This window comes from Acidovorax sp. 99 (genome assembly GCF_003096455.1).
GTDB classification, from domain to species: Bacteria; Pseudomonadota; Gammaproteobacteria; order Burkholderiales; family Burkholderiaceae_C; genus Acidovorax; species Acidovorax delafieldii.
This window is the reverse complement of sequence record NZ_QEKU01000001.1, coordinates 4,492,373-4,505,550: the sequence shown is the minus strand read 5'-3', so window position 1 is coordinate 4,505,550 and position 13,178 is coordinate 4,492,373. Positions and strand designations below refer to the sequence as shown.

Below are 13,178 nucleotides of genomic sequence, written 5' to 3'. Positions count from 1 at the left end.
GCCTGTCTGAGGTTATCGAGCGGCCAGCGATTTGTACACGCCGCAGCCCACGTACCAGTCCCCCACCCGGCTCACGTAGGACATCTTGGTTTGCACCGCGCCGGTGGCCGGGTTGTTGATGTCGTACTCCACCCACCCTGGGGCGCGGTCGGCCTGGGTCACGATGTCGCTCACCAGCCGGTCGCCGGCAATGCCAGGGATGTCTTGTACCCGCGTACCCACCTTGGCCGGGTTGCCGCCAAACGCCAGGTAAGTGCCGCCAGCGTCGAGCACAAACACATACATGTCGCGGTCATGGTAGGGCTGGGCCTTGTCGGTGATGCTGCGCAGGAATTGATCACGCGAACTGGTCTTGTGCAGCGCCACCGCCTTGTTCACCAAGGCCACTGCCTCATCGGCGGTGCCCTGCTGCAGGCGAAACGCCGCCACCGCTTGCGACAGGGTGGACGCGCGGTGCTCCAGCGCCTCGGCCTGCGAGACCGCGTGGCCCACCATCTGGGCGTTGTGCTGCGTGATCTGATCGAGTTGCTGCACGGCAGAGCTGACTTCGCTCAGTCCCGTGCTTTGCTCGGCGCTGGAGCCGGAGATCTCGGTCATGCTCGCCGCCACGCTGCGAATGCCGCTGGCCATGTTGGCAATGCCCTCTCCCGCCGACCGGATCAACCCGGCGCTGGCCTCCACCTGGCTGACCGAGGCGCTGATCAGGTCGCGGATCTCCCGCGCCGCGTCACCCGAGCGCTTGGCCAGCGTGCGCACCTCGCCCGCCACCACGGCAAAGCCGCGGCCCTGCTCACCCGCACGGGCGGCCTCCACCGCAGCGTTCAGGGCCAGGATGTTGGTCTGAAACGCAATGCTGTCGATGACACCAATGATCTCGGTCATGCGGCGCGCGCTTTGCTGGATGGCCTCCACCGACTGCACGGCACGGGCCATGGCCTCGGCGCCGGTGTCGGCGGCCTTGCGGACTTCTGCGGCGCGGGCATCGGCGCTGCGCGCGGTCTGTGCGTTGTTCTGCACGGCCGAAGACAGCTGCTCCACGCTGGCAGCCGTCTGCTCCAGGTTGGCCGCCTGCTGTTCGGTGCGATCGGCCAGCGATCGGTTACCTTGCGCCAGGCTTTGTCCCGCATGGGCCACCAATGCGGCATTGCTGCGGATATCGGCCACCATGGACGACAGTGTGAGCACCATGCGGTCCAGCGACTGGGCCATGGACCCGACCTCGTCCCGTCCATAAACACCCGCCCTGGCACACAAGTCACCGCGTGTGGTCTGCTCCATCGCATGCGCCAAGCCTTGCAGGTCGGATGCCAGACCCGCATACAACGCGCACAGTGCATACAGAACCACGGCGGCTGCCAATGCCACCGCCCACCACGGAGCATCCACGGCGGCCATCGCCAGGGCGCCAGCCATCACCACGCCCAGCGTCACCAGTTTGCCCGGCAGGTGCCACCTGCGCATCCACCAGAGCCCGGGGCGCAGCGGTAGGAATCCAGACATCTTGTCTCCGTTATCGTTTTTGAATGTGGGCCATGCTATGTGCCCGCTCTTACGTCGGATTGACAACTCGGCATGGGGTAAACAGTGCTTGACTGCGCACCTGGCCCCGCCCTCGCCATGGACGGCGCGACACCCTGCACCGTGCCGTGGGCGTATGCCCTTCGCCCATAATGTCGCTCCATGAACCCCCTGCTCTCCCAACTCCAGCCTTACCCCTTCGAGCGGCTGCGGCAACTCTTTGCGGGAGTCACACTCCCGGCGGCTTACAGCCCCATCAGCCTGGGCATGGGTGAGCCGCGCCATCCTACACCGCAGTTCATCAAAGATGCACTCAGTAACAACCTGGGCGGACTGGCCAGTTACCCTGCCACCGCAGGCGAACCCAAGCTGCGCGAGGCCTTCACCCAGTGGATACAACAGCGCTATGCGCTGACCCTGGACCCCGGCTCCCAGGTGCTGCCCGTCAACGGCTCGCGTGAGGCACTGTTTGCATTTGCGCAGACCATCATCGATCCCTCGCACGGCCAGCCGCTGGTCGTCTGCCCCAATCCGTTCTATCAAATCTACGAAGGTGCCGCCTTGCTGGCGGGAGCCCAGCCGTACTACGCGGCCAGCGACCCCGGCCGCAACTTTGCGGTGAACTGGGACGCAGTGCCCGAAGCTGTGTGGCAACGCACCCAGCTGCTCTTCGTCTGCTCCCCTGGCAACCCCACGGGCGCCGTGATGCCGCTCAGCGAGTGGAAGAAGCTGTTTGAGCTGAGCGACCGCTACGGTTTTGTGATTGCCTCGGACGAGTGCTACAGCGAGATCTATTTCCGCGACGAGCCGCCCCTGGGCGGCCTGCAGGCTGCGGCGCAGCTGGGGCGCGGCGACTTCAAGAACCTGATCTCCTTCACCAGTCTGTCCAAACGCAGCAATGTGCCCGGCATGCGCAGCGGCTTCGTGGCTGGCGACGCAGCGCTGATCAAGTCGTTCTTGCTCTACCGCACCTACCACGGCAGCGCCATGAGCCCCATCGTGCAGGCCGCCAGCATCGCTGCCTGGGGGGATGAAAAGCACGTGGTGGACAACCGGGCGCTGTACCGCAAGAAGTTTGCCCAGGTCACACCGCTGCTGGCTGGCGTGATGGAAGTCGCCCTGCCGGATGCCGGTTTTTACCTGTGGGCCAAAGTACCGGAAGCCCTGGGGATGGACGATGCCGAGTTCGCGCGCGCCCTGCTGGCTCAATACAATGTCACGGTGCTGCCCGGCAGCTACCTGGCCCGCGAGGCCCAGGGGAGCAACCCCGGCGCCCAGCGCGTGCGCATGGCCCTGGTGGCCGAAGCCGAAGAATGCGTGGAAGCTGCGCTGCGCATCTTGCAATTCATCCAATCCCGTACTGCCTGATCTGATCGACAACAACATGACCCAACAACTCCAAACCCTCATCGACAACGCCTGGGAAAACCGCGCCAGCCTCTCTCCCGCCGCCGCCCCCAAGGAGATCCAGGACGCCGTCGAGCATGTGATTGCCGAGCTGAACAATGGCAAGCTGCGCGTGGCCACCCGCGAAGGCGTGGGCCAGTGGACGGTGCACCAGTGGATCAAGAAGGCCGTGCTGCTGTCGTTCCGCCTCAAGGACAACGAGGTCGTCAAGGCTGGCGACCTGGGCTTTTACGACAAGGTGCAGACCAAGTTTGCCCACCTGTCCGAAGAAGAAATGAAAGCCACCGGCGTGCGCGTGGTGCCACCCGCCGTGGCCCGCCGTGGCAGCTTCATCGCCAAGGGCGCGATCCTGATGCCCTCGTACGTGAACATCGGCGCCTACGTGGGCGAAGGCACCATGGTCGACACCTGGGCCACCGTGGGTTCGTGCGCACAGATTGGCTCCAACGTGCACCTGTCGGGTGGCGTGGGCATTGGCGGTGTGCTGGAGCCTCTGCAGGCCGGCCCCACCATCATTGAAGACAACTGCTTCATCGGCGCCCGCTCCGAGGTGGTCGAAGGCGTGGTGGTCGAAGAAAACTCCGTACTGGGCATGGGCGTGTACCTGGGCCAGAGCACCCCCATCTTCAACCGTGCTACCGGCGAAATCAGCTACGGCCGCGTGCCTTCGGGCTCGGTGGTGGTCAGCGGCAACCTGCCCAAGACGGCAGCCAACGGCACGCCCTACAGCATGTACGCTGCCATCATCGTCAAGCAGGTCGATGCGCAAACGCGCTCCAAGACCAGCATCAACGACCTGCTGCGCGACTGATTGACGGGGACCTGCGGACGGCCCGGGCCGTTCGCCCCACCGACAGAGACTGACAACAAGAGGGAAACACCATGAGCACGATGGAACGAATTCTTCGCCTGATGGCAGAGAAAAAGGCCTCCGACGTCTATCTGTCGGCCAACGCGCCCGCGCTGATCAAGATCAACGGCGAGTGCGTGCCCATCAACAACCAGATCCTGCCGCCCGATGCGCCGCGCAACCTGCTGTCCGAAGTGGTCCCCCCGGACCGTATCGAAGAGCTGGAAGAAACCGGCGAACTCAACATGGGTGTGCCGCTCAGCGGCGTGGGCCGCTTCCGGGTCAGCGCCATGCGCCAGCGTGGCAGCTATGCGGTGGTGATCCGCTTCATCTCCCAGCAGATTCCCGAGTTCGATTCCCTGGGCCTGCCCCCGGTAATGCGCGAACTCATCTTGGAAAAACGCGGACTGATCCTGATGGTGGGTGCCACGGGTTCAGGCAAGAGCACTTCGCTGGCGTCGATGATCGACACCCGCAACGAGGCGCTCACAGGCCACATCCTCACCATCGAGGACCCGGTCGAATACCAGTTCAAGAACAAGAAATCCATCGTCAACCAGCGCGAGATCGGCAGCGACACCCAGTCCCTGCAGACCGCCCTGAAAAACGCGCTGCGCCAGGCACCCGACGTGATCCTGATCGGCGAAATCCGCGACCGTGAAACCATGTCGGCCGCCATTGCCTATGCGCAGTCGGGTCACCTGTGCCTCGCCACGCTGCACGGCAACAACAGCTACCACGCGCTCAACCGCATCTTGTCGTTCTACCCCGTCGAAGTACGACCCACCATGCTGGGCGACTTGGCATCGGCACTCAAAGCCGTGGTTTCCCAGCGCCTGGTGCGCAAGACCGACGGCGGCCGGGTGCCGGCAGTTGAAGTCATGCTCAACACCAAGCTGGTGTCCGATCTCATCGAAAAAGGCGACTTCTCGGGCGTACGCGAGGCCATGGAAAAATCCATGGCCGAAGGATCGCAGACCTTTGAAGAAGCGCTGGCCCGCCTCATCATGGATGCGCAGATCGACCGCAAGGAAGGCATGGCCTACGCCGATTCGCCCACCAACCTGATGTGGCGCCTGCAAAACGACTTTTCCTTGGCCGCCAACGCCGCCAAGGCCCAGAAAGAAGCACGCGATGCACCCGACGATGCACCGTCGTTCACCGAGATCGTGCTGGACGTCAAGCCGGCGGCGTGATGTGACGCCCCTCGAGCGGCCTGCGGAGCCTTCCCTCAGGGGGATGACGCGCTCGCTGCCGAGCAGCTCTTGTTTTGCGGCTCTGGCCTGGGCCACGCAGCGCCAATGCCTGTACCCATGATCGCAGCCCGGCTGCCTGTCTCCATTCCCTGACCCCATCCCATGTCCCGTACCCTGCACCTGGCTGAACAGCTCATCTCCCTGCCCTCCATCACGCCGGAGGACGCCGGCTGCCTGGATCTGCTGGCCACACGGCTCGCTCCGCTCGGGTTTGTGTGCGAACGACTGGACAGTGGCCCCACAGACTTCCGTGTCAGCAATTTGTGGGCAAAGCGACCGGTAGCGCTAGTGAATCATGCCTCATCCGCTATCAAAACAGTAGTATTCGCAGGCCATACCGATGTCGTCCCCACTGGCCCGCTGGCCCAGTGGAGCAGTGACCCATTCGTGCCCACCCACAAGGACGGCAAGCTCTATGGCCGGGGTGCGAGCGACATGAAGACCTCCATCGCAGCCTTTGTGGTCGCGGTGGAAGAGTTCCTGGCCGCCACGCCCGCACCGCTGATCGAGCTGGCCTTTTTGCTGACCAGTGACGAGGAAGGTCCTTCCGTTGACGGCACCAAGGTCGTGGTCGAGCAGCTCCAGGCGCGTGGCGAAAAGCTTGATTACTGCATCGTGGGTGAACCGACCTCGGTCGAGAAAACCGGTGACATGATCAAGAATGGACGGCGTGGCACCTTGAGTGGCAAGCTCAGCGTCCGCGGTGTCCAAGGCCACATCGCCTACCCACAACTGGCCCGCAACCCCATCCACCAAGCCCTGCCCGCCCTGGCAGAACTGGCTTCCACCGCGTGGGACAACGGCAATGCCTTCTTTCCGCCCACCAGCTGGCAGATCAGCAACATCCATGGCGGCACCGGCGCCACCAACGTGATCCCGGGTGAGGTGGTGATCGACTTCAACTTCCGCTTCTCGACCGAATCGACGGCAGAGGGGCTGCAGCAGCGCGTGCACGCCGTGCTCGACCGCCACGGCCTCGAATATGACCTGCGCTGGACGCTGGGCGGCCAGCCCTTCCTCACCACGCCCGGTGAACTGGTGGGCGCCGTGCAGCAGGCCATCGCCTCCGAGACGGGCATCACCACCGAACTCTCCACCACCGGTGGTACCAGCGACGGGCGTTTCATTGCGCAGATCTGCCCCCAGGTGATCGAGCTGGGCCCGTCCAACGCAACGATCCACAAGATCGACGAGCATGTGGTGGTGTCCGATATCGAGCCGCTCAAGAACATCTACCGCCGCACGCTGGAGAACCTGCATGCACAGGCCCTGGCGGCCCAGGCGGTGGTCGCATGAGCAAGGCACCCAGCCACAACCCACCGGCAGTTGCAGGTGACACCGTTGGCGCCCTGATCGAATGGGGCTCTCAGCAGCTGGAGTCGGCCGGCGTCTCGTTCGGCCATGGCACCACCAATGCGCACGACGAAGCTGCATGGCTCGTGTTGTGGCGCCTGGGCCTGCCGCTGGATAGCGACCTCTCCGACGCACCCGAGTCCATCAAAAACAAGCCGGTAGCGCCCGCAGAAAAAGCGTTGGTTGCTACACTTTTTGAAGAACGCATTGCCAGTCGCAAGCCTGCCGCCTACCTCACGCGCGAGGCCTGGCTCCAGGGCGTGCCGTTCTATGTGGACGAGCGCGCCATCGTGCCGCGCAGCTTCATTGCAGAGCTGCTGGTGGACGGCAGCGTGGACGATTTCCTGAGCGACCGCACCCATCGGGTGCTGGACCTTTGCACGGGCAACGGCAGCCTGGCTGTGCTGGCGGCGATGGCCTGGCCCGAAGTCGAAGTGACCGGTGCCGATATTTCGCCCGACGCCTTGGCCGTGGCACGCATCAATGTGGACAAACATGGGCTGCAGGACCGTATCACCTTGCAGTTGTCCGACGGACTGAGTGCCCTGCCCGGCCCCTGGGACCTGATCCTGTGCAACCCGCCCTACGTCAACGCCGACAGCATGGCCGTGCTGCCCAGCGAATACCGCGCAGAGCCCGAACTGGCCCTCGCCGGTGGCAAGGACGGCATGGACTTTGTGCGCCAGCTGTTTGCTGCCGCGCCCGCTTGCATGAGCGAAGACGCTGTGATCATTCTGGAGATCGGCAACGAGCGCGCCTATTTCGAGGCGGCCTTTCCGCAATTGCCGGTTTTCTGGCTCGATACCAGTGCAGGAGAAGACCAGGTTTTGCTGGTCACCCGGCAGGCGCTGGCCGCCCAAACCCGGCTCACGGCACAATAGAGCCCTTTACGCCACCTTTGGCAGCTGCAGCGGCTGTGCCGTTGGCAGTTGCGCTGGCCCCCAGAGTTTTGCATGCCACCCGCCTCGTGCGGGTGCGCTTTTTTCTGATTCCCGGATGATCACCCTCAAGAACGTTACCCTGCGCCGAGGCACGAAAGTCGTGCTCGACAGCGTGTCCACCACCATCAACCCCGGCGAAAGCGTCGGGCTTGTGGGCCGCAATGGCGCGGGCAAGTCCAGCCTGTTTGCGCTGCTCAGTGGCAAGCTCCATGAAGATGGCGGGGATTTTCACATCCCGTCGAGCTGGCGGATGGCCGAGGTCGCGCAGAACATGCCCGAGACCGACCAGTCGGCCACCGATTTTGTGCTCGAAGGCGACACGCGTCTGGCCGAGGTGCAACGCCAGTTGGCCGAAGCCGAGGCCAGCGACGATGGGATGGCCATTGCCCATGCCTATTCGGACCTGCATGACGCCGGCGCGCACGATGCCGTGGCGCGTGCCCAGGCGCTGATCCTGGGCCTGGGTTTTCGCGTGAGCGAACTTGACCAGCCCGTCAACAGCTTCTCCGGTGGCTGGCGCATGCGACTGCAACTGGCTCGCGCGCTGATGTGTCCCAGCGACCTGCTGCTGCTGGACGAGCCCACCAATCACTTGGATTTGGACGCCCTGGTCTGGCTCGAAGCCTGGCTCAAGCGCTACGCGGGCACCATGATCGTGATCAGCCACGACCGCGAGTTCCTGGACGCCATCACCAACGTCACCCTGCAAATCCAGCAAGGCGAGTTGAACCGCTACGGCGGCAACTACAGCAAGTTTGAAGAACTGCGCGCCCAGCAGCTCGAACTGCAACAGGCCAGCTTTGCCAAGCAGCAGGAGAAGATGGCCCACCTGCAGAAATTCATCGACCGCTTCAAGGCCAAGGCCAGCAAGGCCAAGCAGGCGCAAAGCCGGGTCAAGCAACTCGAACGCATGGAGAAAATCGGGCCTGTGCTCGCCGAGGCGGACTTCACTTTCGAGTTCAAGGAACCGGCCAACTTGCCCAACCCAATGCTGGCCATCAGCGACGCCTCGTTCGGCTATGTGGACGACGAGGGTACGCCCACCACCATTCTTACGGGCGTCAACCGTTCGGTGCTGGCGGGGCAGCGCATCGGCATCCTGGGCGCCAACGGTCAGGGCAAGTCCACGCTGGTCAAGACCATTGCGCGCACCATGAAAGCATTGGGCGGCAGCATCACCGAGGGCAAGGGCCTGAACATTGGCTACTTTGCCCAGCAGGAACTCGACGTGCTGCGCCCCAGCGAACACCCGCTGGAGCACATGATCCGCTTGGCCAAAGAGCTGGGGCCTGATGCCAAGCAACCCAGCCGGGAGCAGGATCTGCGCAGCTACCTAGGCAGCTTCAACTTCACCGGGGACATGGTCAAGCAGGCCGTGGGCACCATGAGCGGCGGTGAAAAAGCGCGCCTGGTGCTGGCCATGATCGTATGGCAGCGCCCCAATCTGCTGCTGCTGGACGAGCCTACCAACCACCTGGACCTGGCCACCCGCGAGGCCCTGGCGATGGCGCTCAACGACTTCGATGGCACTGTGATGCTGGTCAGCCACGACCGCGCCCTGCTGCGCTCGGTCTGCGAGGACTTCTGGATGGTGGGCCGAGGTGTGGTCGGCCCGTTCGATGGCGACCTGGACGACTATCAACGTTACCTGCTCGAAGAGTCCAAGCGCCTGCGCGAAGAAGCACGCCTTGCCGAGCAGGCGCTGGCCTCACAAGCTCCTGCAGCAGCGCCCGCCGCAACACCGACACCGGTGGTCGCTCTGGCCTCCGTTGCCGCGCCAGCACCGGCTCCCGCTCTGTCCCCTTCGCGTGATGGGCGCGAGCAGCGCAAGCTTGACGCTCAAACGCGCCAGCAGCTGGCCGAAAAGACCCGGCCACTCAAAAAAGAGCTGGAACAGATCGATAAACGCTTGACCGCCCTGAGCGCAGAACGCACCCAATTGGAGCAAAAACTGACGGAAGCCTTGCCTCCTGCAGAGATCGCCGAGTGCGGCCGGCGATTGAAAGCAGGAAATGATGAAACGGAAAAACTGGAAGAGCGTTGGCTGGAAATTTCTTCCGAACTCGAAGAAATTTCAGCGGCCTCGGTGGGTTAGAGATGTAAAGTCCTGTAAATTCTTTCCAGAATTTTTCGGACTTTCCATTGACCCATATCGCTTTTATGCTACCAAATGTGTAGCTATTTTTAGTGTAAATCTACAGGCTATTGCGGTTGCATTTTTTTGCGAAAGGTTGTCAACGGACTGTGGACCGCCCGCGTTGTTGGTACATCACAGGAGTTTTCCACCATGAATACCACCGCAATCTTGTCCGCTTGGCCCGAAGACGAACGCGACCGTAAGCGCGCACCGGCCCGCTTCTGAAAGCCCTGCGGCCTTGCCTCTGTTGTGTAGCTACACAGTGCACATCAAGCATAAACCATACCAAGGCATGAGAAATGTGGCCACATTAGCTCCATATTTCTCAGGTGGACCATAGCAAGGTCGGAGTTAACCTCCGCGATTCTTGCAAGTCCCAACAAAAAACCCCGCAGATGCGGGGTTTTTTGTTGGTCCAAAAGGACGGAACAGCCTTTAGCCCATGTGCAGGCCGCCATTGACCGAAAAGTCTGCACCGGTGGCGTATCCGCCCTCTTCCGAGGCCAGCCAGGCGATAATCGATGCAATCTCGCTGGGCTCACCCAGGCGTTTGACAGGCACCGTGGCGACAATCTTTTCCAGAACATCCGGACGGATTGCCTTGACCATGTCAGTGCCGATGTAGCCTGGGCTTACCGTATTGACGGTGACGCCCTTGGTGGCCAGTTCCTGCGCCAGCGCCATCGAGAAGCCATGCATGCCTGCCTTGGCGGCGGAATAGTTGGTTTGCCCCGCCTGACCTTTTTCGCCGTTGACGGAGCTGATGTTGATGATGCGGCCCCAGCCCTTTTCCACCATGTCAGACACCACCTGTTTGGTGACATTGAACATGCTGTTGAGGTTGGTTTCGATCACGGCGTCCCAGTCTTCGCGCGACATCTTGAGGAACATGCGGTCGCGTGTGATGCCAGCGTTGTTCACCAGCACGTCAATGGTGCCGTGCTCTGCCTTGGTCTTGCCAAAGGCTTCCACGGTGGACTCCCAATCACCCACGTTACCGACCGACGCATAAAACGTGTAGCCCAGGGCCTTTTGCTCTGCCAGCCATTTGGCGTGGTCCCGTGTCGGGCCGCAACCAGCGATGACTTTGAAACCTTCCTTGTGCAGGCGCTGGCAAATGGCGGTACCGATGCCTCCCATGCCACCGGTGACATACGCGACTTTCTGGCTCATGTGATTTCTCCTTGTTAGTGATTGGCTCAGGACCCACTCTACCGAAGAAATTGGGCACTGCCGTGAAGGAAAACACTGAAGCCCTTTCCTTTTTGACATATCCACATGCGTCACACAGCTGACGCGAGGCACGCTTATCGACGCGTCACCGGCGTAGCGCCTTCAGATGCACCAAATGGAGGCAGCGGATTGGCTGCTGTGGACTGCGGCAGCCCCCAAGGACTGGCTTGAAATGCAGGCGCTGTGTTGCGCTAGACGTGCCGTGGCGCCAGCGGCAAGGATTCCCATCCCGGCTTGGCGAACAGATAACCTTGCTGGTAGCGAACGCCCACCGAACCCAGGTAGGTGGACTCAGCCGATGTTTCAATGCCTTCCGCCACAATGTCGATGGACAGCCGTTGGCAGACCAGCGCAATGCCGCACACGATCGCCTGTCGCACGGGGTCCTGATCGATGTTGCGAATCAGCTCCATGTCGATCTTGAGCACATGCGGCTGAAATTGCACCAGCATGTTCAGCCCCGCGTAGCCCGCACCAAAGTCGTCGATGGCCGTAATGAGGCCCTGGCGCCGGTATTCATTGAAGATCGACTTCAGGTGTGCACCATTGCTGACCTGCTCGCCCTCCGTCACCTCGAACATGATCCGGTTGTGCGGAAAATCGAACTCTTCAGCCGCCTCCATGGTGGCGCGGATGCAGGTCTCGGGCCGATACACCGCATTGGGCAGGAAGTTGATGCTCAGTCGGCAGTCTGGCAGGCTGGCGAGCCCCAGGCGCGACGCTAGTTCAATGGCCTTGACGCGGCACGCCTGGTCAAACCGGTAGCGGTTGGTGTCATCCACCCACGACAGCACCGTCCCGGCCGACTCGCCATCTGCACCGCGCACCAACGCTTCGTAGGCGAATGGGCGATCCAACTCCAGGTCCATGATGGGCTGGAACGCCATCGTGAAATCGAACGGAAGCTGCGTCTTGTCACGACAGGATTGGCAGCCCACAGGTTCGAAGGGTTGGGCAAAAATGGTCACTGTCATGGACAAACATCGTAACGCATCAGTACAAAATTGCGCTCTCCCAGCACCAGTGCAAAGCAAAGCCTTTCGCTTGTCGCAAAGCTATCTGGGTTAAAAGGTTGCGATCCGGACACAACACTCGCAGAGGCTGCCAATCCGCTCTCTGTCCCGTCCGTTCAGCAAAACCAATAAAAAAGGCCGCATGGAAATGCGGCCTTTTGACTGAGACTGGCAGTGACTTCGATCAACGCGCCGTAGGCACCACGCCAATTGCCCCAAGCTGAAGCTGAGGCTCAGCGCTCCAAAGCCAGCGACACGCCCATGCCACCACCGATACACAGCGCGGCCAGGCCCTTCCTCGCGTCACGGCGCTGCATTTCGTGCAATAGCGTGACCAGAATGCGGCAGCCCGACGCGCCGATGGGGTGGCCGATGGCGATGGCGCCTCCGTTCACGTTGACCTTGGCGGGGTCAATGGCCAGTTCCTTGTTCACAGCGCAGGCCTGTGCGGCGAAGGCTTCGTTCAGCTCGAACAGGTCCACATCGGCGGCGTTCCAGCCTGCGCGCTGCAAGGCCTTGCGCGAGGCCGGCACGGGGCCCATGCCCATGGTGGCAGGGTCCAGGCCGCTGGTGCCAAAAGCGGCGATGCGCGCCAGAGGCTTGAGGCCAAGGGCGGCAGCCTTCTTGGCGCTCATCACCACCACAGCGGCGGCGCCATCGTTCAGGCCCGATGCGTTGCCGGCGGTCACGCTGCCCGCCTTGTCAAAGGCGGGGCGCAGGCCGGCCAGGGCTTCAGCGTTGGTCTTGCGGTTGAGGTACTCGTCGGTGTTGAACAGGATGGGGTCACCCTTCTTCTGCGCCAGGCTCACGCCGACGATTTCATCGGCGAACTTGCCAGCATCTTGTGCAGCAGCTGCCTTTTGCTGGCTGGCCAGGGCCAGTGCGTCCTGCATGTCGCGGGTGATGCCGTACTGCTTGGCCACGTTTTCAGCCGTGATGCCCATGTGGTACTGGTTGTACACGTCCCACAAGCCGTCCACGATCATGGTGTCGATCAGCTTCCAGTCGCCCATGCGCTGGCCGTCGCGCGAGTTGGGCAGCACGTGCGGCGCCAGGCTCATGCTCTCCTGGCCGCCGGCCACGACGATCTCGCTGTCGCCCCAGGCCACAGCCTGGGCAGCCAGCATGACGGCCTTCAAACCGGAGCCGCACACTGCGTTGATGGTGAGTGCAGGAGTTTCCTTGGCCACGCCCGCCTTCATGGAGGCCTGACGTGCGGGGTTCTGGCCCACGCCAGCTGCCAGCACCTGGCCCATGATGACTTCGCCAATCTGGTCGGACGAGAGACCTGCGCGCGCGATCGCTTCACGGATCACGATAGCGCCGAGTTCGGTCGCAGGCGTCTTGGCCAGCGAGCCACCAAACTTGCCCACAGCAGTGCGAGCGGCAGAAACGATGACGATGTCTTCCATGGAATGTCCTTGTAGTGGTGAGTGGTGGTTCAGTGATTCTCGCAGCGCCAAAAGTCAG

The 13,178-nt window shown here is 62.5% G+C and carries 10 protein-coding genes; 6 read left to right on the top strand and 4 right to left on the bottom strand.

Annotated features, from left to right (window positions below; genetic code table 11):
- Positions 1-12 precede the first annotated feature (12 nt).
- Positions 13-1,500, bottom strand: coding sequence for a methyl-accepting chemotaxis protein (locus tag C8C95_RS20705; RefSeq protein ID WP_116749819.1), 1,488 nt, complete (start codon positions 1,498-1,500; stop codon positions 13-15).
- A gap of 180 nt (positions 1,501-1,680) precedes the next feature.
- Here C8C95_RS20705 and dapC point away from each other — a divergent pair, with 180 nt between their 5' ends.
- From dapC to C8C95_RS20675, 6 genes are all read left to right on the top strand, one after another.
- On the top strand, positions 1,681-2,886 hold the full coding sequence (gene dapC, locus C8C95_RS20700; RefSeq protein WP_116749818.1) for a succinyldiaminopimelate transaminase: 1,206 nt from the start codon (positions 1,681-1,683) through the stop codon (positions 2,884-2,886).
- A gap of 16 nt (positions 2,887-2,902) precedes the next feature.
- Positions 2,903-3,736, top strand: a complete 834-nt coding sequence (gene dapD, locus C8C95_RS20695) for a 2,3,4,5-tetrahydropyridine-2,6-dicarboxylate N-succinyltransferase (protein WP_056744941.1) — start codon at positions 2,903-2,905, stop codon at positions 3,734-3,736.
- Between the two features lie 71 nt (positions 3,737-3,807).
- Complete coding sequence (locus tag C8C95_RS20690; RefSeq protein WP_056062628.1) at positions 3,808-4,971, top strand: PilT/PilU family type 4a pilus ATPase; 1,164 nt, start codon at positions 3,808-3,810, stop codon at positions 4,969-4,971.
- A gap of 162 nt (positions 4,972-5,133) precedes the next feature.
- Positions 5,134-6,327 carry a succinyl-diaminopimelate desuccinylase gene (gene dapE, locus C8C95_RS20685; RefSeq protein ID WP_116749817.1) on the top strand — a complete coding sequence of 398 codons (1,194 nt, stop codon included), beginning with the start codon at positions 5,134-5,136 and terminating at the stop codon, positions 6,325-6,327.
- Entirely contained in the window at positions 6,324-7,265 is a 942-nt protein-coding gene (prmB, locus tag C8C95_RS20680; RefSeq protein WP_116749816.1) for a 50S ribosomal protein L3 N(5)-glutamine methyltransferase, read from the top strand. Before dapE ends, prmB begins: the two co-directional genes overlap by 4 nt.
- A gap of 115 nt (positions 7,266-7,380) precedes the next feature.
- On the top strand, positions 7,381-9,420 hold the full coding sequence (locus tag C8C95_RS20675; RefSeq protein ID WP_116749815.1) for an ATP-binding cassette domain-containing protein: 2,040 nt from the start codon (positions 7,381-7,383) through the stop codon (positions 9,418-9,420).
- A 477-nt stretch (positions 9,421-9,897) separates the two neighbouring features.
- Here C8C95_RS20675 and phbB read toward each other — a convergent pair whose 3' ends face one another.
- The 3 genes from phbB to C8C95_RS20660 all read right to left on the bottom strand — a co-directional run bounded on the left by phbB (position 9,898) and on the right by C8C95_RS20660 (position 13,120).
- Positions 9,898-10,635 (bottom strand): acetoacetyl-CoA reductase, encoded by a 738-nt coding sequence (gene phbB / locus C8C95_RS20670; protein ID WP_116749814.1) that lies wholly within the window; start codon positions 10,633-10,635, stop codon positions 9,898-9,900.
- 251 nt (positions 10,636-10,886) lie between these two features.
- Positions 10,887-11,669: an EAL domain-containing protein gene (locus tag C8C95_RS20665; RefSeq protein ID WP_116749813.1), complete on the bottom strand. Its 783-nt coding sequence runs from the start codon at positions 11,667-11,669 to the stop codon at positions 10,887-10,889.
- Between the two features lie 272 nt (positions 11,670-11,941).
- On the bottom strand, positions 11,942-13,120 hold the full coding sequence (locus C8C95_RS20660) for an acetyl-CoA C-acetyltransferase (RefSeq protein ID WP_116749812.1): 1,179 nt from the start codon (positions 13,118-13,120) through the stop codon (positions 11,942-11,944).
- Positions 13,121-13,178 lie beyond the last annotated feature (58 nt).